At 71.4% G+C, this 20,992-nt stretch carries 15 protein-coding genes and 1 pseudogene; 6 read left to right on the top strand and 10 right to left on the bottom strand.

Annotated elements, in window-relative coordinates; all coding sequences use genetic code 11:
- Positions 1–311: 311 nt before the first annotated feature.
- Positions 312–1,097 (bottom strand): sulfite exporter TauE/SafE family protein, encoded by a 786-nt coding sequence (locus ACFWU3_RS11250; RefSeq protein ID WP_384434529.1) that lies wholly within the window; start codon positions 1,095–1,097, stop codon positions 312–314.
- A 10-nt stretch (positions 1,098–1,107) separates the two neighbouring features.
- Positions 1,108–1,950: a putative protein N(5)-glutamine methyltransferase gene (locus tag ACFWU3_RS11255; RefSeq protein WP_384434532.1), complete on the bottom strand. Its 843-nt coding sequence runs from the start codon at positions 1,948–1,950 to the stop codon at positions 1,108–1,110.
- Positions 1,951–2,274: 324 nt separating this feature from the next.
- Between ACFWU3_RS11255 and ACFWU3_RS11260 the strand changes: the two genes are divergently transcribed.
- The 4 genes and pseudogenes from ACFWU3_RS11260 to ACFWU3_RS11275 all read left to right on the top strand — a co-directional run bounded on the left by ACFWU3_RS11260 (position 2,275) and on the right by ACFWU3_RS11275 (position 7,399).
- Positions 2,275–3,441 carry an NAD(P)/FAD-dependent oxidoreductase gene (locus tag ACFWU3_RS11260; RefSeq protein ID WP_384434535.1) on the top strand — a complete coding sequence of 389 codons (1,167 nt, stop codon included), beginning with the start codon at positions 2,275–2,277 and terminating at the stop codon, positions 3,439–3,441.
- 1 nt (position 3,442) lies between these two features.
- Positions 3,443–5,950, top strand: coding sequence for a nitrite reductase large subunit NirB (gene nirB / locus ACFWU3_RS11265; protein ID WP_384434538.1), 2,508 nt, complete (start codon positions 3,443–3,445; stop codon positions 5,948–5,950).
- Positions 5,947–6,267, top strand: a pseudogene (nirD, locus tag ACFWU3_RS11270) (nitrite reductase small subunit NirD); the annotation flags it as partial. The gene nirB and the pseudogene nirD, both read left to right, overlap by 4 nt.
- Positions 6,268–6,472: 205 nt before the next feature.
- A complete protein-coding gene (locus tag ACFWU3_RS11275; RefSeq protein ID WP_384434541.1) occupies positions 6,473–7,399 on the top strand; it encodes an oxidoreductase in 927 nt (308 codons plus the stop codon).
- A 40-nt stretch (positions 7,400–7,439) separates the two neighbouring features.
- On the opposite strand, the gene ACFWU3_RS11280 is transcribed toward ACFWU3_RS11275, so the two are convergent.
- The gene (locus ACFWU3_RS11280; protein WP_384434544.1) at positions 7,440–7,988 is read right to left on the bottom strand and encodes a hypothetical protein; all 549 of its coding nucleotides are present in this window, start codon (positions 7,986–7,988) and stop codon (positions 7,440–7,442) included.
- A gap of 190 nt (positions 7,989–8,178) precedes the next feature.
- Here ACFWU3_RS11280 and ACFWU3_RS11285 point away from each other — a divergent pair, with 190 nt between their 5' ends.
- Positions 8,179–10,146, top strand: coding sequence for an APC family permease (locus ACFWU3_RS11285; protein ID WP_384434547.1), 1,968 nt, complete (start codon positions 8,179–8,181; stop codon positions 10,144–10,146).
- A 220-nt stretch (positions 10,147–10,366) separates the two neighbouring features.
- Positions 10,367–11,524, top strand: coding sequence for a PhoX family protein (locus tag ACFWU3_RS11290; RefSeq protein ID WP_384434549.1), 1,158 nt, complete (start codon positions 10,367–10,369; stop codon positions 11,522–11,524).
- A gap of 61 nt (positions 11,525–11,585) precedes the next feature.
- On the opposite strand, the gene ACFWU3_RS11295 is transcribed toward ACFWU3_RS11290, so the two are convergent.
- From ACFWU3_RS11295 to ACFWU3_RS11325, 7 genes are all read right to left on the bottom strand, one after another.
- The gene (locus ACFWU3_RS11295) at positions 11,586–12,578 is read right to left on the bottom strand and encodes an ArsR/SmtB family transcription factor (protein ID WP_384434552.1); all 993 of its coding nucleotides are present in this window, start codon (positions 12,576–12,578) and stop codon (positions 11,586–11,588) included.
- Between the two features lie 543 nt (positions 12,579–13,121).
- The gene (ppdK, locus tag ACFWU3_RS11300; RefSeq protein WP_384434555.1) at positions 13,122–15,839 is read right to left on the bottom strand and encodes a pyruvate, phosphate dikinase; all 2,718 of its coding nucleotides are present in this window, start codon (positions 15,837–15,839) and stop codon (positions 13,122–13,124) included.
- A gap of 341 nt (positions 15,840–16,180) precedes the next feature.
- Positions 16,181–16,909 carry an HAD family hydrolase gene (locus tag ACFWU3_RS11305; RefSeq protein ID WP_384434558.1) on the bottom strand — a complete coding sequence of 243 codons (729 nt, stop codon included), beginning with the start codon at positions 16,907–16,909 and terminating at the stop codon, positions 16,181–16,183.
- On the bottom strand, positions 16,906–18,006 hold the full coding sequence (locus ACFWU3_RS11310) for an ABC transporter ATP-binding protein (RefSeq protein ID WP_384434561.1): 1,101 nt from the start codon (positions 18,004–18,006) through the stop codon (positions 16,906–16,908). Before ACFWU3_RS11310 ends, ACFWU3_RS11305 begins: the two co-directional genes overlap by 4 nt.
- Positions 18,007–18,009: 3 nt before the next feature.
- On the bottom strand, positions 18,010–18,942 hold the full coding sequence (locus ACFWU3_RS11315; protein WP_384434564.1) for an ABC transporter permease: 933 nt from the start codon (positions 18,940–18,942) through the stop codon (positions 18,010–18,012).
- Positions 18,930–19,826, bottom strand: a complete 897-nt coding sequence (locus tag ACFWU3_RS11320; protein WP_384434567.1) for an ABC transporter permease — start codon at positions 19,824–19,826, stop codon at positions 18,930–18,932. The genes ACFWU3_RS11315 and ACFWU3_RS11320 overlap by 13 nt, the downstream gene beginning before the upstream one ends.
- A complete protein-coding gene (locus ACFWU3_RS11325) occupies positions 19,826–20,968 on the bottom strand; it encodes an ABC transporter substrate-binding protein (protein WP_384434569.1) in 1,143 nt (380 codons plus the stop codon). Before ACFWU3_RS11325 ends, ACFWU3_RS11320 begins: the two co-directional genes overlap by 1 nt.
- Positions 20,969–20,992 lie beyond the last annotated feature (24 nt).

The raw sequence follows: 20,992 nt of genomic DNA on the forward strand, positions 1-20,992 counted from the left end.
CCCCGGACCCACGGGTCCGGGCCGCTGCGCCGGCCCGGACATAACCCATATCGCGGGGGGTGTGGCCCTGCAGGCCACACCCGCCGTCGGCGGGACGCTGCTCCTGCGCAGTCGGGCGAGCGGCTCGCAGGGCAGCTGACGGGGGACGGCTTCCGTCCCCCGTCCCCGCCATGTCCCCGTTCCCGATGGGCCTTCGAGTCCGCCGGGAGCGGGGACCTTTCATTCGAACGGCCGACGCACACCACCGGCATGAGCCACATGGACGGCGTCCGGCGTCCCGCCGGGGACCACTCCATGGATCACGCCGGGGATCACGCCGTCCACTGGTCGAAGGCCAGCTTCGCGACCAGCGAGAAGACCACGACGAGCAGGACCCCCCGCACGAACTCGCTGCCCTTGCGGAGCGCCATACGCGCGCCGACCATCCCGCCCGCCAGGTTGAACACCGCCATCAGCGCGGCCAGCTGCCACAGCACCGTGCCCTGGTAGGCGAACATCGCGAGGGCGCCGCCGTTGGTGCAGACATTGACGATCTTGGCGGTGGCCGACGCCGTCACCAGGTCGAGATGGAGCACGGCGGTGAGCGCGAGCACCAGGAAGGTGCCCGTGCCGGGGCCGAACAGCCCGTCGTAGAAGCCGATGCCGCCGCCGACGAGGACGATCGCGGTGACCGTGCGGGCGCGCGTGACCGGCTTCTTGCCGTCGTCCGCGCCCGTACCGAAGGCGGGCCGCAGCATCACGAAGGCGGCGACCCCCAGCAGTACGACCATGATCACGGGACGGAGTACATCGCTGCTGATCCCGGCCGCGAAGAACGCGCCGCCCATCGAACCCGCCAGTGCCGCGAGGCCGATCCGTACAGCCGTCCGCACCGACACCGGGGCCTTGCGCGCATAGGTGACAGCCGCGCCCGTGGTGCCGACGATGGCGACCGCCTTGTTGGTGCCGAGGATGTGCGCGGCCTGGACGCCCGGCAGGCCGAGCAGCAGCGCGGGGAGCAGCAGGAGTCCGCCGCCCCCGACGACGGCGTCGATCCAGCCGGCCGCGGCGGCGGCGAGGCAGAGGACAAGGAGCGTGGTCAGCGATATGTCGGGCACGTCCGCGACCCTACGAAGGAGATGGGTGTGGCGTCCATCCATCTCTGAAGGCTTGAGGGACCTCTGAGCTTCGGGTGCCGATGACGACGGTCGCGTACAGCTCGTCCGAGGCGGCCACCCGCGCGCCGAGCCCGTCCCGGGTGACGATCGCCGCCGCCCGCTCCGCCTGCCGCTCGCTCGTCTCGAACAGCAGCGAGCCGCCGGGGGCCAGCCAGGACGCGGCCTCGGCGGTCACCCGTCGCAGGACGTCGAGGCCGTCCACCCCGCCGTCGAGCGCCACCCGCGCCTCGTGCACCCGCGCTTCGGCGGGCAGCAGGTCGATCTCCTCGGTCGGTACGTACGGCACATTGGCCAGCAGCACGTCGACCCGGCCGCGCAGCCGGGCCGGCAGCGGGTCGTAGAGGTCGCCCTCGTACGCCAGTCCGCCCGCGGCGCGGACATTGCGGCGGGCGCAGCGCACGGCGGCGGGGTCGATGTCGGCGGCGTGCAGTTCGGCCCCGTCCAGACCCGCGACGAGCGCGGCGCCGAGCGCGCCGGTACCGCAGCACAGATCGACGACGACGACGCCGGGCCGGGCGAGGACCGCGGCCTGCTCGACGAGGAACTCGGTGCGGCGGCGGGGGACGAAGACCCCGGGGTCGACCGCGATGCGCAGACCGTGGAACCCGGCCCAGCCGAGGACGTGTTCCAGCGGCTCCCCTTCGATCCGGCGGCCGACCATGGCGGCGAGATCGGCGGGCGTCCGGGCGGTGGCGACGAGCAGTTCCGCCTCGTCCTCGGCGAAGACACAGCCCGCGGCACGCAGCCTGGTGACGATCGCGGACGGGGACAGAGGGGAGGGAGAAAGCGACATGAGAGCCTTTCGGATACCGAAGGGCGCTCTCCGGTCGCCTAGGCCGGTCGAACCGGTTCGACCGAGGGACCACGGTGGGAGAGCACCCCGCCTGATGCAGCAGCGGTAATGGGTCTCACCTCCTCGGCCGGTCCACTGATGTGGAGACGGCAACACTACCCGACCTGCCCCGACGCGCACGTGCACCCGCACACAGTGACCCGGGTCCACCGGCGCGGGCCTCACAGGGCCTCACAGGTGGGACAGGACGGCGCTGAGGGCAGCGTTCCCGGTGGGAAACAGAGGAGCACCTGACGGGTAACAACGGACCCGCAGGCTGCGGACATGGCTACAGAGACCGTGGTGATCGGCGGCGGGACGGCGGGTGCGCGAGTGGCGCACCGGCTCGTCACCGCCGGTGTGCCCGTCACCGTGCTCGGCGAGGAGACCCACGCGCCGTACAACCGGGTGCTGCTCGCCGACGTGCTCGCCGGGCGCTTCGGCCCCGAGGTGATCAGCCTGCCCGACGTGCCGCTGCGGCGCGGTGTGCGGGCCGTGTCCATCGACCGGGAGCGGCGGCTCGTGCACTGCGCGGACGGCACGGCGACGCCGTACGACCGGCTGGTGCTGGCGACCGGGTCGAACCCGGTCCTGCCGCCGCTGCGCGGTCTCGGCGGTGAACTGCCCGACGGAGTGCACCCGTTCCGTACGCTCGACGACTGCGCGGCGCTGTCCGCCGCGGTGCGGCCGGGTCTGCACGCGGTGATCGTCGGCGGCGGGCTGCTCGGTGTCTCCGCCGCCCGTGCCCTCGCGGCACGTGGCGCCCGGGTGGTGCTCGCCCAGCAGGGCGAATATCTGATGGAACGTCATATCGACCCAGCAGCTTCGCTGTTGCTGCGTACGCATCTCGAGGCCCTGGGCGTGGAGGTGCACACCGAGTGCCGCGTCCGGGGTCTGCGCGGCACGGCCGTCGAGCTCGCAGACGGCTTCGTGCTCGACTCCGACCTGGTCGTCCTCGCCTGCGGGGTGCGCCCCCGGGTCGGTCTGGCGGTCGACGCCGGGCTCGACGTCCGTACGGGCGTCGTCATCGACGACGAGCTGCGCACCTCGGACCCGTCCATCCATGCCGTCGGGGACTGCGCCGAGCACGACGGGCGCGTCTACGGTCTCGCCGGACCGGCGCTCGACCAGGCCGACGTCCTGGCGTCCGTCCTCACCGGGCAGGCCGCGCGCTACACCGGCACCCGCGCCCTGACCCGGCTCACACTGTCCGGACAGGGACCTTTCGACCTGGCCGCGTTCGGCGAGACCAGCCCGCTGCCCGGCGACGACGTCGTGCGCCTCGCCGACGCCACCCGGGGCGCGTACCGCAAGGTCGTCGTCCGCGGGGACCGGCTCGTCGGCGGAATCCTGCTCGGCGATCTCACGACCGTCGGCGAACTGGCCCGTACCTGGGAGGGCGACGAGCCGCTCCCCTCCACCCCGCTGTTGCACCTGCTTGGAGGCTCCTGAGATGTCCACCCCCACGATCGTGGTCGTCGGCCACGGGATGGTCGGCCAGCGATTCCTCGAGGCACTCGCGGAGCGCGGAACGACCGGGCGCGCACGGATCGTCGTGCTGTGCGAGGAGCCGCGGCCGGCCTACGACCGGGTCCGGCTGACCTCGTACTTCGACGGCCGCACCCCCGACGAACTCGCTCTCGCCGACGCGGACTTCATGCGGCGACACGGCATCGAGCTGTATCTCGACGACCCCGCCGAGAGCGTCGACCGGGCCGCGCGCACGGTCACCTCGCGCACCGGACGGACGTTCACCTACGACACGCTCGTCCTCGCCACCGGCTCGTACCCCTTCGTACCGCCCGTGCCGAACAAGGACGCCGAGGGCTGCTTCGTCTACCGCACCATCGAGGACCTGCTCGCGATCGAGGAGTACGCCAAGACGGCCACCACGGGCGCCGTCGTCGGCGGCGGGCTGCTCGGCCTGGAGGCGGCCGGCGCGCTCAAGGGACTCGGCCTCACCACGCACATCGTGGAGTTCGCGCCCCGGCTGATGCCGGTCCAGGTCGACGAGGGCGGCGGCGCGGCCCTGCTGCGCACGATCGAGGGCATGGGACTCACCGTCCACACGGGCACGGGCACCCAGGAGATCACCGTCGACCACGCCGGGGCGGTCAACGGCATGGCCCTGTCGGACGGTTCGGTCCTCGCGACCGATCTGGTCGTCTTCTCCGCGGGCGTCCGGCCGCGGGACCAGCTCGCCCGGGACATGGGCCTGGAGGTCGGCGCACGCGGCGGCATCGTGGTCGACGGGCAGTGCCGCACCTCCGACCCGGCGGTGTTCGCCATCGGCGAGTGCGCGCTCGCGGCGGACGGCCGCGTGTACGGGCTGGTCGCGCCCGGGTACGAGATGGCGGAGACGGCGGCGGCCGCGCTCGCCGGCGAGACGGGGGAGTTCACCGGCGCCGACATGTCCACCAAGCTCAAGCTCCTCGGTGTGGACGTGGCGTCCTTCGGCGACGCGCACGGCGCGGCGGAGGGCTGCCTGGACGTCGTGTACTCCGACTCCCGCTCCGGGGTCTACAAGAAGCTGGTCGTCGGCGCCGGCGGCGAGCTGCTCGGCGGTGTCCTCGTCGGGGACGCCGAACAGTACGGTCTGCTGCGCCCGCTCACCGGAAGCGTGCCGCCGGTCTCCCCCGAGCAGCTGGTGCTGCCGGCCGGTGCGGGTGCGCCGGTGGCACTCGGCCCGTCCGCGCTCCCCGACGACGCTGTCATCTGCTCCTGCCACAACGTCACCAAGGGCGAGATCTGCGCCTGCTCCTCGCTCCCCGAGGTCAAGAAGTGCACCAAGGCGGGTACCGGCTGCGGCAGTTGCGTCAAGGTCATCGGCCAGCTGCTGCCGCAGTCCGGCGAGAAGGGTCTGTGCGGCTGCTTCGGCCACACCCGCAGTGAGCTGTACGAGATCGTCCGCACCCTGCGCTTCACCTCGTACGCCCAACTGCTCGACTCGCACGGCCGCGAGGAGGCGCGCGGCACGGACGGCTGCGAGATCTGCAAGCCGGCGGTCGGGTCCATCCTGGCGTCGCTGGACGGCGGTTACATCCTGGACGGCGAGCAGGCCGCACTCCAGGACACCAACGACCACTTCCTCGCCAACCTCCAGCGCAACGGCTCGTACTCGATCGTGCCGCGCATCCCCGGCGGCGAGATCACCCCGGAGAAGCTGATCGTGATCGGCGAGGTCGCGCGGGACTACGGCCTCTACACCAAGATCACCGGCGGTCAGCGCATCGACCTCTTCGGCGCACGCGTCGACCAGCTCCCCGGCATCTGGGCCCGGCTGGTGGACGCGGGCTTCGAGTCGGGGCACGCGTACGGCAAGGCGCTGCGCACGGTCAAGTCCTGTGTGGGGCAGACCTGGTGCCGCTACGGGGTGCAGGACTCGGTCCGCATGGCGATCGATCTGGAACTGCGCTACCGCGGCCTGCGCTCTCCGCACAAACTCAAGTCCGCGGTCTCGGGCTGCGCGCGCGAGTGCGCGGAGGCACAGTCCAAGGACTTCGGCATCATCGCCACGGCGAGCGGCTGGAACCTGTACGTCGGCGGCAACGGCGGCGCGACCCCGCGCCATGCCGACCTGCTGGCACAGGACCTCTCGGACACCGAACTGGTGCGGCTGATCGACCGGTTCCTGATGTTCTACATCCGTACGGCGGACCGGCTGGAGCGGACGTCGACCTGGCTGGAGCGGCTGGAAGGCGGCCTGGAGCATCTGCGGGACGTCGTCGTCCACGACTCGCTCGGGCTGTGCGACGAACTGGAGGCGCTGATGGAGCAGCATGTGGCGGGCTACCGCGACGAGTGGGCCGAGACGCTCCGCGACCCGGACCGGCTGCGCCGCTTCGTCTCCTTCGTGAACGCCCCGGACACCCCGGACCCCTCCGTGCGCTTCGTCCCCGAGCGCGGGCAGATCAAGCCCGACCTCACGTTTCTCACCCTGGAAGGGGCCGGTTCCCGATGAGCGTCCAACTGCTGGTGAGCGGCGAGTGGTTCACCGTCTGCGAGGCGTCCCGGCTGACCCCGGGGCGCGGTATGGCCGCGCTGCTGCCGGACGGCCGCCAAGTGGCCCTGTTCCAGGACCGCGCGGGACGGGTGTACGCCATCGACAACCGGGACCCCTTCGCCGGGGCCCAGGTCCTCTCCCGCGGCCTTGTCGGCTCGTCGGCGGGCGCACCCTTCGTCGCCTCACCGCTGCTCAAGCAGCGCTTCGACCTGGCGACCGGCCGCTGTCTGGACGACGAGGACGTCTCGGTACGGGCCTACGAGGTACGGCTGGACCGGCCCTCGTCGGGAGCGGCGGACCGCGCGCGGCCACGCCTCGCGGAGAGCGTCCCGGCGGGCGGCGCCTGACATCCGCTGACACGGAGCGGCCCGGGACACCGATACCGGCGCCGGCAGTGGCTCCCCGCCCCCGCGATTCAATACGCTGACGCCCCAGGGTCTTCACCACCGACCGGGGTCTTCACCACCGAGGGGCGCAGCGATGGCGGGCTGGAGCACCAGCGACATTCCGGATCAGCACGGGCGTACGGCCGTGGTCACCGGGGCCAACAGCGGTATCGGCCTCGTCACCGCGCGGGAACTGGCCCGCAAGGGCGCGCGGGTGGTCCTCGCGTGCCGCAGCGAGTCCCGCGGCCGGGAGGCGGAGAGCGGCATCCGGGCCGACGTGCCCGGCGCGGACGTGGAGTTCAGGCCGCTGGACCTGGCGGATCTGTCCTCCGTACGGGACTTCGCGGCCTCGTACCCGCACGACCGGCTCGATCTGCTGATCAACAACGCCGGTGTGATGGCGCTGCCGCACTCGGTGACGGCCGACGGTTTCGAGACGCAGTTCGGCATCAACCACCTCGGGCACTTCGCCCTGACGGGCCTGCTGCTGCCGAAGCTCCTGGAGACACCGGGCGCCCGGGTGGTGAGCCTGTCGAGCTTCATGCACGCGATGGCCAACATCGACATCGGCGATCTCAACAGCGAGCGCCGCTACAGCCCGTGGACCGCCTACTCCCGCTCGAAGACGGCGAACCTGCTGTTCGTCCACGAGCTGGCCAGGCGGCTGAGCGCGGCGGGCTCCGAGGTCGTGGCGGCCGCCGCCCACCCCGGCTACGCCGACACCAACCTCCAGGCGGCCGGGGCGCGGATGGCGGGCCGGAAGACCAAGGAACGCTTCATGCGGACCGGCAACCGGATCTTCGCGCAGTCCGCCGCGTCCGGGGCGCTGCCCACGCTGTACGCGGCCACCGCGCCGGACGTCCGGCCGGACTCGTTCACCGGCCCGCGGATCCTGGGCTGGCGGGGTGCGCCGGCTCCGTCGTGGCGGCTCTCGTGGTCGACGAACGACGTGGCCGGGGAGCGGCTGTGGGTGGCGTCGGAGCAGCTGACCGGGGTGACGTTCGAGGGGCTCAAGTCCTGAGCTCCGGCGGACACGGCCCCGCGCCTGCCGTCGGGCGGCCTCAGCGCAGTCCCGACGCCTCGAACACCTCCCGGGCCGTGTCCGACTCGATCCGTTGGGCCAGCGACTGAAGCACCGCGGATCCGCTGCTCAGCAGTCCGTCCTCACGCGCCCGCCGGGCCCCGGTGTCCAGTTCGTGCCACAGCAGCGGATTGGCGGCCAGGGTCTCCACTTCCACCTCGGCCCGCGCACCCCACACATCACGGAGCACGATCCGCGGGCTGAGGCCGTCGCGGTGGCCGACCCGGGTGAGCAGGTCGGTGCTGACCCGGCGCTCACCGAGCAGTCCGCGTACGGCGATCCAGTGCCGGCCCGCGGTCACCCGGCTCGGGAAGAGCACCGAGAACAGCACGGCCGCGAGCGCGGTCCACAACCCCGAGCGCAGCACGTCGAGCGTGCCCGCCGCCAGGTCCACGAGATGCAGCAGGACCAGCAGGGCGGCCGCGCAGAAGACCGCGGCCCGCACATCGGCCGCCCAGCGGCGGTCCGTCACCACCGTGTCGCCGGCCCGGAGGCACCCCGCGCTGTTCCCGCTCTCGCCCGTTTTCATGGCCGGGACGGTAAACCGGCCCGGGGAGCCGCGTCTGCACCGCCTGCGGTGCTCTGACGGATTCGCTACGCGGCGCGTCAAGAGTCCGTGAAGGCCGGGGGTCCGGGCGCAAGGAACACGACAAGACGGCACGGGGCGCGAAAGAGCCGCCCGCACGCTGAGGTGTTCCCGACCGGAGGTGCCCCGCACGATGACCGTCCTCTCCACGCCTCCCGGCTCCCCCGGCCCGTCGGGTCCTTCGGGTCCTTCGGGTCCTTCGGGTCCTTCGGGTCCATCCGGGCCGTCCGATGAGGCGCCCGGCTCCCGCGGCCCGTCCCACGAGGTGCCCGGATCGCACCCGCCGCCCGTGCGGCAGGCGGGCGACCGGCACCGGCTCACCGCGCTCCAAGGGCTCGCCGCGCTCTCCCTGGACGCGATGGCCTCGGTGGCCTACGGACCCGAGGCGATCGTGCTGGTCCTCGCCACCGCCGGCGGTGTGGGACTCGGCTTCACCCTTCCCGTCACCCTCGCCATCGCCGCCCTGCTCGCGGTGCTCGTCGCTTCCTACCGCCAGGTGATCGCCGCGTTCCCGAACGGCGGCGGTTCGTACGCCGTCGCCAGGACCCATCTGGGCCGGCGCACCTCCCTGGTCGCCGCGGCCTCGCTGATCCTCGACTACGTACTGAACGTCGCGGTCTCCGTCACCGCCGGCGTCGCCGCGCTCACCTCCGCGTTCCCGGCCCTCTACGACGACCGGATCGTGCTGTGCCTCGGTGTCCTGGTGCTGGTCACGGCCGTCAATCTGCGCGGCATCGTCGACTCCGCGCGGGCGTTCGTCGTGCCGACCGCGGTCTTCGTCGGCTCGATCCTGACCATGATCGTCGTAGGGCTGTTCCGGGACGCACCGGCGTCCACCGAGGCCGCCGCCGGCCACGCGTCCGTCCTGGGCGAGAACACCACCACCGTCGGCGCGCTGCTGCTCATCAAGGCGTTCGCCTCCGGTTGCTCCGCGCTGACCGGCGTCGAGGCCGTCGCCAACGCCGTGCCGTCCTTCCGGGCGCCGGCGGCACAGCGGGCCCGGCGGACGGAGGCCGCGCTCGGCGGACTGCTCGGTGTGATGCTCATCGGGCTCGCGGTCCTCATCGGCCGCTTCCACCTCCAGCCGGTCGAGGGCGTCACCGTGCTCGCCCAGCTCGCGGACGCCTCACTCGGGCACAACTGGGCCTTCTACGTGGTGCAGTTCGCCACCGTCGTGCTGCTGGCGCTGGCCGCCAACACCTCGTTCGGTGGGCTGCCCGTCCTGATGTCGCTGCTCGCCCGCGACAACTACCTCCCCCATGTCTTCCGGCTGAAGGCCGACCGTGAGGTCCACCGCCACGGGGTTCTGGCGCTCGCCGCCGTCGCGGCGCTCCTGCTCGTCCTGTCCGGCGGCGACACCAACACGCTGGTGCCGCTGTTCGCGATCGGTGTCTTCGTCGGCTTCACCATCTGCCAGACCGGCATGGTGATCCACTGGCGCGCCGAGCGGTCGCCCGGGTGGGGCCGGCGGGCAGTGCTGAACGGTGTCGGAGCCGTCCTCACCGGAGTCGGGGCGGTGGTGGTCACGGCCACCAAGTTCACCGAAGGGGCCTGGCTGATCGTGGTCGCGCTGCCCGCGCTGGTGCTGATCTTCGAGCGGGTGCACCGGGCCTACGGAAGGATCGGCGAGCGCCTCGGTCTCGGCCGGGTGCCCGAGGCCCCGCACCGCGAACGCTCCCTCGTCGTCGTACCGGTCTCCCATCTGTCGAAGCTCACGGTCGAGGCCCTCAACGCCGCCGTCTCGCTCGGTGACGAGGTACGGGCGGTGACAGTGACCCACGCGGACGCGGAGGACCGCGCGGCCCTGCGGGAGCTGCGCCGGGACTGGGAGCGGTGGAACCCGGGCGTGGACCTGGTGGAACTGCACTCGGAGCACCGCACGGTGGGCCGGCCGGTGTCGGAGTACGTGCGCCGGGTGTACAAGTACCACCCCGGCACACGGGTCACCGTGCTGATACCCGAGGTGGAGCCGGACCGGCTGTGGCAGCGGCTGCTCCAGAACCAGCGGGGCGCGGTGCTCGCGCACGCGGTGCGGCGGGACACGGACGCGGTGATCTGCCGGCTGCGGTTCCGCCTCTCGGATTCCGACCCGCTGCCCTGACCGGGTCCGGGCCCCTGTCCTGACCGGGGAGGTGGTGGCACCGTGAAGGGAGAGGCGCACGACGAGGCCACCGGCCCGCTCGACCCGCTCGGCGGCATGTCGACCGCTGCGGGTCACCAGCCGTTGGCGTTCCGTCAATTCGGCGCTCCTAGGTTCCATCAGCGCGCGACCCCGCGGCGCCGGCCGGCGCCGCGGGGCGGTCCCCCCATTGGAGCGATACGTGGAACGTCGCAACTTCCTGCGTGGAGCGGTCATCGGCACCTCGGCAGCCGCCCTCGGCGGCACCCTGTGGCGCGGTGCGGCCGTCGCGGATCCCGCGCAGCCGGGCCCCGGTCCCTACGGCGCACTCCGGCCGGCCGACTCCAACGGCATCCTCCTGCCCGACGGGTTCACCAGCAGGGTGATCGCCCGTTCGGGACAGAAGGTCGGCTCCACCTCGTACACCTGGCACAGCGCGCCGGACGGCGGTGCCTGCTACGCCGACGGCACCGGCTGGATCTACGTCTCCAACTCGGAGATCAACCCGTCGGGCGGCGCGAGCGCGGTCACGTTCTCCTCGACCGGCGCGATCACCGGCGCGCGTCGCATCCTGTCCGGCACCCGGCAGAACTGCGCGGGCGGCAAGACGCCGTGGAACACCTGGCTGTCCTGCGAGGAGGTCAGCCTCGGATACGTCTACGAGACGGACCCCTGGGGCGTGAACGCCGCCGTGCGCCGGGACGCGATGGGCAGGTTCAAGCACGAGGCGGCCGCGGCCGACCCGGTCCGCAAGGTGGTCTATCTGACCGAGGACGAGACCAACGGCTGCCTCTACCGCTTCGTCCCGACCACCTGGGGCAACCTCTCCTCCGGCACCCTCCAGGTGCTCAGGGCCGGCACGGCGACCTCGGGCAGCTACACCTGGGCCGATGTCCCCGACCCGGACGGCTCGCCGACCGCGACGCGCAGCCAGGTCTCGGGCTCGAAGAAGTTCAACGGCGGCGAGGGCTGCTACTACGCCGACGACAAGGTGTGGTTCACCACCAAGGGCGACAACCGCGTCTGGCAGCTGAACCTGGCCGCCGGCACGTACGAACTGGCCTACGACGACTCGCTGGTGAGCGGCGGCGCACCGCTGACCGGAGTGGACAACGTCACGGGGTCCTCCTCCGGGGATCTGTTCGTGGCGGAGGACGGCGGCTCCATGGAGATCTGTGTGATCACCCCGGACGACGTGGTCGCGCCGTTCCTGCGGATCAACGGCCAGTCCTCGTCGGAGATCACCGGTCCGGCGTTCTCGCCGGACGGCAGGCGGCTGTACTTCTCCAGCCAGCGCGGTACGAGCGGGTCGTCGTCGGGCGGCATCACCTACGAGGTGACGGGCCCCTTCCGCCCGTAGGGTCTCTCGTTCGGATCGTGCCGGGCTCGTGTGAACCCCGCCGTCCTGCCGCCCGCGGGTCTCAGCCCGCGGCCTCCGCCGGTGCGCCGCCCCTCAGCAGGGCGGCGCCCAGCGGGGTGAGCGTGTGCAGGACGGCGTTCCCGTGGCGCAGGGTCAGCACCAGACCCGCGTCCCGCAGGACCGCGGCGTGCTGGCTCGCGGAGGCGAGCGACACCCCTGCCCTGCGGGCCAGTTCACTGGTGGTGCAGCCGTACCGTATGGCCTGGAGCACGGCGGAGCGGGTGTGGCCGACCAGCCGGCCGAGGGAGGGGCCGCCGGCGTCCCCGAAGGCCGGGTCGGGGGTGTGCTCGGCCGCGTAGACGAGGACCGGCGGGAGCGACGCGTCGCGGTAGACGACCGGATTGCCGCGGCAGAAGAACGACGGCTGGAGCAGCAGACCCCGGCCGTCGAGGTACAGATCACGGTCGACGGGATAGTCCGCCTCCAGGATAGGGGCACGCCAACGGAGCACCGGGGGAAGCGAGTCGAGCAGTTCGCCCGCGCCTCCGTCGAGCAGTGCCCGCCCCCGCACGGCGCGGTCCGCCTCGACCCTCGCCTGGATCTGCGCCCAGTACGGCTCGATGGCGGCGCGGTGGTAGCTGCGGAGCACCGACACGAGCCGGACGAGCGGCTCGGGCCGTCCCTCGGCCAGGGCGGCGAGCCGGCCCGTCAACTCCGGAGCGGGGGCGCGGCCGGCGGCCACGAGTCCCAGTTCCGTATACAGTCGCGCCGGCGATGTGGCACGAATCACTTCGAGTCCGGAGTCGAGTCCGAGGCCCCCTTCCGGAGGCGTCAGAAAGTCGGGGAAATAACCCTGCGTCGGCACCAGAGCGGCCAGCAGGCTTGTTTCACCATTCAACCTGGTCCGCGTTTCCGATCGCCATTCCCCGAACATCAGCGCACGTCGGCGCTCTCTCAATCGGTGAAAGCTGAGAATCGTTTCCCACAACACATCCGGTTTCGTCGCCATCCGCACTCTGGCGAGGTCGTCACCGGTGAAATGGATACGAAGCACTGAACCCCCACTGTTGCACCCGCAATCGGCCCCGATCACCGAGTATGCATGTAATCACAGCCGGTTACCACGGTGTTTCAGCCACAGTTGAAATGTCTCGCCGCAGCCGGGTGCGAACCGAAAGGCTGTACGGCGTCGGACAGGAACCAACTGTCACCGATGGACACAGCGAAGGCCGTGGGGGGCTTTGCGTGTCCGGCGGCGGGCGACAGTCGGTGCGGCTCCCTGCCCGGCGTGGGTAATGGGGCGCGGTCGGCGGATGGGGATCCGCGGGCCGCGCTCCGCCCGTTGTTTGCTGAACCAATGGCGGGAATTCGCTGTCCGGCAACATCCGCAATTGCTCAGGGACTTTGTGAAAGTACTGAAAGAAGGGGACGGCCCGCCGGGGCCGTACAGGCACAGCAGAAGGGGCGGGCGCCCCGCACAAGGCGCCCGCCCCTTCTCGGTGTTCCGGAGCCTCCACCGGGTCGGTGAGGGTGGGATGCCGGCTCCCCCACGAGCGCCGCAAGGCGCCCGCGGAGGACCGGTGTCGGCTCCGGGGTCCTAGCGGGAGTCGCTGCCCTTCGAGACCGCCGCCGCACGGCCGGCCTCCAGGCGCGCCACCGGGATACGGAACGGCGAGCAGGACACGTAGTCGAGGCCCACCTCGTGGAAGAAGTGCACCGACTCCGGGTCGCCGCCGTGCTCACCGCAGACACCGAGCTTGAGGTCCGGGCGAGTGGCCCGGCCGGCCTCGACCGCGCTGCGGACGAGCGAGCCGACGCCGTCCTTGTCGATGGTCTCGAACGGGGAGACCCCGAAGATGCCCTTCTCCAGGTACGCGGTGAAGAACGAGGCCTCCACGTCGTCGCGGGAGAAGCCCCAGACCGTCTGCGTGAGGTCGTTCGTCCCGAAGGAGAAGAACTGGGCGGCCTCGGCGATCTGGCCGGCCGTCAGCGCGGCACGCGGCAGCTCGATCATCGTGCCGATGGTCAGCCGCAGGTCGGTCCCCGTGGCGGCCTGCACCTCGGCGATGACCCGGTCGGCCTCCTCGCGCACGATCTCCAGCTCCTGGACGGTGCCCACCAGCGGGATCATGATCTCGGCGCGCGGGTCGCCCTTGGCGTTCTTGCGCTCGGCCGCGGCCTCCGCGATCGCCCGTACCTGCATGGCGAACAGACCGGGGATGACCAGACCGAGGCGTACGCCGCGCAGGCCCAGCATCGGGTTCTGCTCGTGGAGCTTGTGCACGGCCTGGAGAAGGCGCAGGTCGTTCTCGTTGTGGTCCTTGCGGGCCTCGGCGAGCGCGACGCGCACCGACAGTTCGGTGATGTCGGGGAGGAACTCGTGCAGCGGCGGGTCGAGCAGCCGGACGGTGACGGGCAGCCCGTCCATCGCCTCGAACAGCTCGATGAAGTCCTTCTTCTGGAGCGGCAGCAGCGCGCCCAGAGCGTTCTCGCGCTCGTCGTCGGTGTCGGCGAGGATCAGCTTCTCGACCATCTCGCGGCGCTCACCGAGGAACATGTGCTCGGTGCGGCACAGGCCGATGCCCTGGGCGCCGAACCGGCGGGCGCGCAGCGCGTCCTCGGCGTTGTCGGCGTTGGCCCGCACGCGCAGCCGGCGTACCCGGTCCGCGTAGGCCATCACCCGGTGCACGGCGGCGACCAGTTCGTCGGCGTCGTCCGCGCCGGCGTGCATCCGGCCCTCGAAGTACTCGACGACCGGGGACGGTACGACCGGCACCTCGCCGACGTACACCTTGCCGGTGGAGCCGTCGATGGAGACGACGTCGCCCTCCTCGATGACCGTGCCGTTCACGGTCATCCGGCGGCGCTTGGTGTCGACCTCGAGCTCCTCGGCGCCGCAGACACAGGTCTTGCCCATGCCGCGGGCGACGACGGCCGCGTGCGAGGTCTTGCCGCCGCGGGAGGTGAGGATGCCCTCCGCGGCGATCATGCCGTCGAGGTCGTCGGGGTTGGTCTCGCGGCGGATGAGGATGACCTTCTCGCCCGAACGCGACCACTTCACCGCGGTGTAGGAGTCGAAGACCGCCTTGCCGACCGCGGCACCCGGGGACGCGGCGATACCGCGGCCGAGGAGTTCCGTCTTCGCCTGGTCGTCGAAGCGCGGGAACATCAGCTGCGCGAGCTGGGCGCCGTTGACCCGCTGGAGGGCCTCGGCCTCGTCGATCAGCCCCTGGTCGACGAGCTGGGTGGCGATGCGGAACGCGGCGCCGGCGGTGCGCTTGCCGACGCGGGTCTGCAGCATCCACAGCTGGCCGCTCTCGATGGTGAACTCGATGTCGCACAGGTCCTTGTAGTGCGTCTCGAGGGTTTCCATGATCTGCATCAGCTGGTCGTACGACTTCTTGTCGATCTGCTCCAGCTCGGCGAGCGGGACGGTGTTGCGGATACCCGCGACGACGTCCTCGCCCTGCGCGTTCTGCAAGTAGTCGCCGTAGACGCCCTGGTGGCCGCTGGCGGGGTCACGGGTGAAGGCGACGCCCGTGCCGGAGTCGGGACCGAGATTGCCGAACACCATGGAGCAGATGTTGACCGCGGTGCCGAGGTCGCCGGGGATGCGCTCCTGGCGGCGGTAGAGCTTGGCGCGGTCGGTGTTCCACGACTCGAAGACCGAGCGGATCGCGAGGTCCATCTGCTCGCGGGGGTCCTGCGGGAAGTCGCGCCCGGCCTCGGTCTTGACGATCTTCTTGAACTGCTTGACCAGCTTCTTCAGATCGCCGGCGTCGAGATCGGTGTCGATGGTGACCTTCTTGGCGGTCTTGGCGTCGTCGAGGGCCTCCTCGAAGAGCTCGCCGTCGACACCGAGCACCGTCTTGCCGAACATCTGGATGAGGCGGCGGTAGGAGTCCCACGCGAAGCGCTCGTCGCCGGCCTGCTGGGCCAGGCCCTCGACCGACTTGTCGGAGAGGCCGATGTTGAGAACGGTGTCCATCATGCCGGGCATGGAGAACTTCGCGCCCGAACGCACCGACACGAGAAGCGGGTTGTCGGCCTGGCCGAGCTTCTTGCCCATCTTCTGCTCGAGGGCGTCGAGGTGCGCACTCACCTCGTCGCGCAGAGCCGCCGGCTCCTCGCCGCTGTCGAGGTAGACCTTGCACGCCTCGGTGGTGATGGTGAAGCCCGGAGGGACGGGCAGACCGAGGTTGGTCATCTCGGCGAGGTTCGCACCCTTGCCGCCGAGGAGGTCCTTCAAATCCCTGTTGCCCTCGGTGAAGTCGTAGACGAACTTCGCTACGTGGGGATCTTTGTTTTCCGACACGGGTCTCGACTCCTCGAGGACGCGGTGGCTGCCCTGACGGCCAGGAACATACCCAGATCGAAGGCGCCTGGGTACGTCCACTTGGCCGTCATACGGCCGTAACCACTCGTCCGCCACCAGATCGAAAGTGACCGGGCAGCCGACGCGCGATCGGCAACCTTTCAAGCCCTGAACGCATCAGCACTCTCGGCGACGAGAATGCGGCGAACCATCGACGGAGAGCGATGATTCTCGCGATCGAGTGAACCCATGAAGGGTGGCACTCGGTGCCACCCTTCCGAGAGATGCAGTCGCCACCAAATCGCTCATCTGAGCGGCACCCCTATCAAGGGTGGCGAGAATCACGCGGCCGAAGACCGTCCGGTCCCATCATCCGGACCCTCGGAACACGCCGCAACACATCGGCTCAGCACCTCCAGGTCCACCTCCTCCAGGCTCTCGGCGAAGACCCGACCTGCTGATTCGGGCACCGGAAGCAACGAGGGCACCACGAGCACCGGGCATCCCGCGGCCTGCGCCGAGGCACTCCCGTCCGGTGAGTCCTCCACCGCCACACAGGCCCCGGGGTCGGCCCCGAAGCGCTCAGCCGCGGCCCGGTAGGGATCCGGGTGCGGCTTGGTCCTCGCGGTGTCGTCGGCGGACAGCGTGAAGGAGAAGGGCACCCGAGCCAGCGCCCCCTGCACCACGCAGTCGACGACCAGCCGCGGCGAGGCGCTGACCAGGGCGAACGGCACATCGCACCGTTCCAGTTCGGCCAGCAGCCGGCGGACTCCGGGACGCAGCGGGGCACCCTCGGCCACCCGCCGGTGGAAGGCGTGGGTCAGCGCGTCGGCCGCCTCGGTGGCACTGAGAGACACCCCGGGACCCGGGCAGGCCACCCGCATCAGATGAGCGGCGGTGTCCTGGACGGCGCGGCCGACGACCTCGGGTGCGTCCGCGGCACCCAGCCGGTACCCCACCGAGGCGGCGACCTCCTCGGCCGCGTGCCACCACAGCACCTCCGTGTCGACGAGGGTGCCGTCCATGTCGAAGAGGACGGCCGCGGGACGGGACGGGGTGCCCGGGGTCACGGCGCCGCCGGCACGACGAGCACGGGCCGCTCCGCCAGGGACACGCGCGCGCGGGTGCCGGGGGTGAGCGAGGCCGCCTCCCGCGAGGGCAGATCCGCCTTGACCGATCCGCCGCCCGGAAGATCGAGCAGGACCCGGGTGACCGAGCCGAAGAAGGACGCGGAGACGACGGTGGCCTCGCCCGCCGGGTCCGCGACGACGAGGATGTTCTCGGGCCGTACGAGCACCTCGACCGCGCCGGCCGTGTCCGGCCGATCGCCGTCCACCGGCAGTGCGGCGCCCGCGACCTCCACCAGCCCGTCGCCGGTCGTCACGCCGGGCAGCCGGTTCATGGTGCCGACGAACTCGGCGACGAACGCCGTCGCGGGGCGCTGGTACAGCTCGGCGGGGGCCGCGCACTGCTCCAGCCGTCCCGCGTTCAGGACGGCGACCCGGTCCGCCATGGACAGGGCCTCCTCCTGGTCGTGCGTGACGAAGATCGTGGTGATGCCGAGCGACAGCTGAAGACGCCGGATCTCCTCGCGCAGACTGAGCCGCACCTTGGCGTCCAGGGCGCTCAGCGGCTCGTCGAGCAACAGCACACGCGGTTCGAGCGCCAGGGCGCGCGCGAGCGCGACGCGCTGCTGCTGACCGCCGGACATCTGGTGGGGATAGCGGTCGCCGTGCTCCGGCAGGCCGACGAGCGCGAGGAGTTCGGCGGCCCGGGCGTTCCGCCGGACAGCGGGCACTTTGCGCACCCGCATGCCGAAGGCGACGTTGTCGCGGGCGCTGAGGTTGGGGAAGAGGCTGTACGACTGGAACACCATGCCGGCGTCCCGGCGGTTCGCCGGCACCCGCGTGATGTCCTCGCCGTCGACCAGGACCTCGCCCGCGTCGGGCTGTTCGAAGCCGGCGACGACCCGCAGCGCGGTGGTCTTGCCGCAGCCCGAGGGGCCGAGGAGGGCGAGCAGTTCGCCGGGCTCGACCGTCAGGTCGAGCCCGTCGAGGGCGACGGTGGAGCCGAACGCCCGGCGCAGACCGCGGAATTCGACGCGCGCACCCGCGGCGGCGGCGACCTCGCCGGCCACGGCCACGGGTGATGCGGTGGGTGCGGACATGGTTCAGGACTCCTTGCTGGAGGCGGGGGCGGCAGCGGGTACGGAACCCACGCTGCGGCTGCCGTTGCCCGCACGGGACAGGAGGAGCAGCAGCGCCCAGGTGATCAGAAGGCTGAGGATGGACACGGCCACCGACATCCGGGCCTGCGATCCGGAGACGGTGACGATCCACACCGCGAACGGCTGGAAGCCGAGCAGGGCAGCGATGGTGAACTCGCCGAGGACCAGGGCCAGCGTGAGGAACGCGGCCCCGGCGAGCGAGGTGCGCAGATTGGGCAGCACGACCCGGCCGATCACCTGCGGCCAGTTCGCCCCGCAGTTGCGGGCGGCCTCGACCAGCGTCGGCACGTCGACGGCGCGCAGCCCCGCGTCCAGTGAGCGGTACACGAACGGCAGCGCCAGCACGGTGTACGCGAGGACCAGGACGATCGGGAAGCTCTCGTTCTGGACGGCGAGGAACGTCTGGTAGAGCGGGGTGCGCGACAGATGCTCGGGCCCCCAGCGCAGCACCGTGCCGATGCCGGTGACCAGCGCGATCGGCGGCACCACCAGCGGCAGCATGCACACGACCTCGACGAGCGGCCGCAGCTTCGGCGCTCCGAGCCGTACGGCGACCAGCGCGGGCACCGCGAGCAGCAGCACCAGGGCGATGGTGGCGGCGGCGAGCCCGAGGGAGAGCAGCAGGCTGTCGGTGAAGCCCTCGGCGCCGAGGATGCCGGTGTACGCCTGGAACGAGATGCCCTGCCCGGGGGTGTGCACGGTGAAGACGAACGAGGCGGCGAGCGGCACCAGGAAGTACAGGCCCGCCAGGCCCAGCACGAACCCGCGCCACACCCTGGGCCTGCCGGCGCGACGCCGCAGCGGCGCGGACGGCGCCTTCTCCGGCACGAGGGGGGCGACCGGGTCGGCCGGTGCGGTGGGGGTCAGCGCAGCCATCGGGCACTCCGTCGCTGAAGGGGGAGATAGACCGCCATGACCAGCCCGGCGATCAGGATCATGTCGAGGCTGAGGGCGAGGGCCACGTTCTCCTGGCCGACCAGCACATTGCCGGAGAGCGCGTCCGCGATCTTCAGCGTGACCAGCGGCACGGACCCGCCGACCAGGGCGGCGGCCGTGGCGTGCGCGGCGAACGCGCTGCCGAACAGCAGGACGAAGCCGCCGAGCAGCGACGGGGCGAGGACGGGCAGTCCCACCATCCGCCAGTACTGCCAGGTGCTCGCTCCGGTGTTCTGCGCCGCCTCCCGCCACTGGGGCCGCAGCCCGTCCAGCGCGGGCACGATCGTCAGCACCATCAGCGGGGTGAGGAAGTAGAGGTAGACGACGCTGAGTCCGGTGAAGGAGTACAGGTTCCAGCCGAGGCTGTCCAGGTCGGCGAGCTGCGTGAGCACGCCGGAGATGCCGGCGGTCGCGATGAAGGCGAACGCCAGCGGTACGCCGCCGAAGTTGGCCAGCACACCGGAGGCGGTGAGCGTGGCGCTGCGCAGCCACTGCCGGCGTGAGGTGACGACGGCCTGGGCGATGAACAGTCCTGCCAGCGAACCGATCACCGCGGTGAGCCCGGAGAGCTGCACACTGCCGGCGAGGGAGTCCAGGTAGGGGCCCTGGAGCGAGCGACGGACGTGCTCACCGGTCAGCGAGGAGCCGCCGGTCGTCGCGTCGGTGCGCGTGACCGCGCCGTACAGCACGGCCCCGAACGGGAGCCCGAAGCACAGCCCGGTGAACAGCAGCAGCGGCAGGACCGCGAGCCCGCTGCGGGGCCCGCGCCGCCGGCGGCGCACACCGCCGGCGGTCCGGGTGGAGGACGGAGGAGTCACGGACATCAGGAGAGGGCCTTGTCCCACTTCTCGGCGAGTACGGCCTTGGCCTTGTCGAGTTCGGCGGACGAGGGGAACGTGGGCGTGCCCTCGACCTGCGGGAGCTTGGCGACGAAGGACTTGTCGGCGGTGCCGCCGGCGGTCATGACGGGCAGCAGCACGGGGCGGGCGTAGCCCTTCAGCCAGAGGTTCTGGCCCTCGGTGCTGTAGAGGAACTCCATCCACAGCCGGGCGGCGGCGGGGTGGGGGGCCTGCTTGTTGATGGCCTGCGAGTAGTACTGGGCGTAGACGCCGTCGGAGGGGACGGCCACCTTCCAGTCGACGCCCTTGCCCCGGAACTGGTCGGCGTAGCCGGCGTTGAGGTAGTCCCAGTCGATGCTGATCGGGGTCTCGCCCTTCTCGACCGTGGCCGGGGTGGACTCGACGGGGATGAAGTTGCCGCTCTTCTTCAGCTCGGCGAAGTAGTCGATGCCGGGCTGGATGTCGCCGAACGTGCCCTTGTTGGCGAGAGCGGCCGCGTACACACCGCCGAAGGCCGAGCCGGACTTGGTCGGGTTGCCGTTCAGCGCGACCTTGCCCTTGTACTCGGGCTTGAGCAGGTCGGCGAAGGTCTGCGGGCAGTTCTTGATCCGCTTGGCGTCGCAGCCGATGGAGACATAGCCGCCGTAGTCGTTGTACCAGCGGGCCTGCGCGTCCTTCTGCTCCGCGGGGATCTTGTCGAAGGCCTCGACCTTGTAGGGCGCGAAGAGGTTCTCGGCGGCGCCGCTGCGGGCGAAGGCGATACCCAGGTCCAGGACGTCGGGGGCGCGCTTCTGGCCCTTGCGGGCCTTGACGGCCGCGATCTCGTCGGCGCTGGCGGCGTCGGGGTTCTCGCTGTTGACCTTGATCTTGTACTTGGCCTCGAAGGCCTTGATGATCTCGCCGTAGTTGGCCCAGTCCGGCGGGAGGGCGATGACGTTCAGCTCGCCCTCCTTCTCCGCGGCCTCGACGAGCGCCGGCATACCGCCGAAGTCGGCGGCGGAGGCACTGGCCTTCGCCCCCACGGTGCCCGCGGCGGCGTTGTCGGGTGCGGCTCCGCAGGCCGTGGCACTGGTGAGGACTGCGGCGCCGAGCAGGGCGGCGGCGACGGGGCGGGTCGGTCTGAGCACGGTCTCTCCCAGAGACGAAGTGAG

The organism is Streptomyces sp. NPDC058685, assembly GCF_042714725.1.
Taxonomy (GTDB): Bacteria; Actinomycetota; Actinomycetes; order Streptomycetales; family Streptomycetaceae; genus Streptomyces.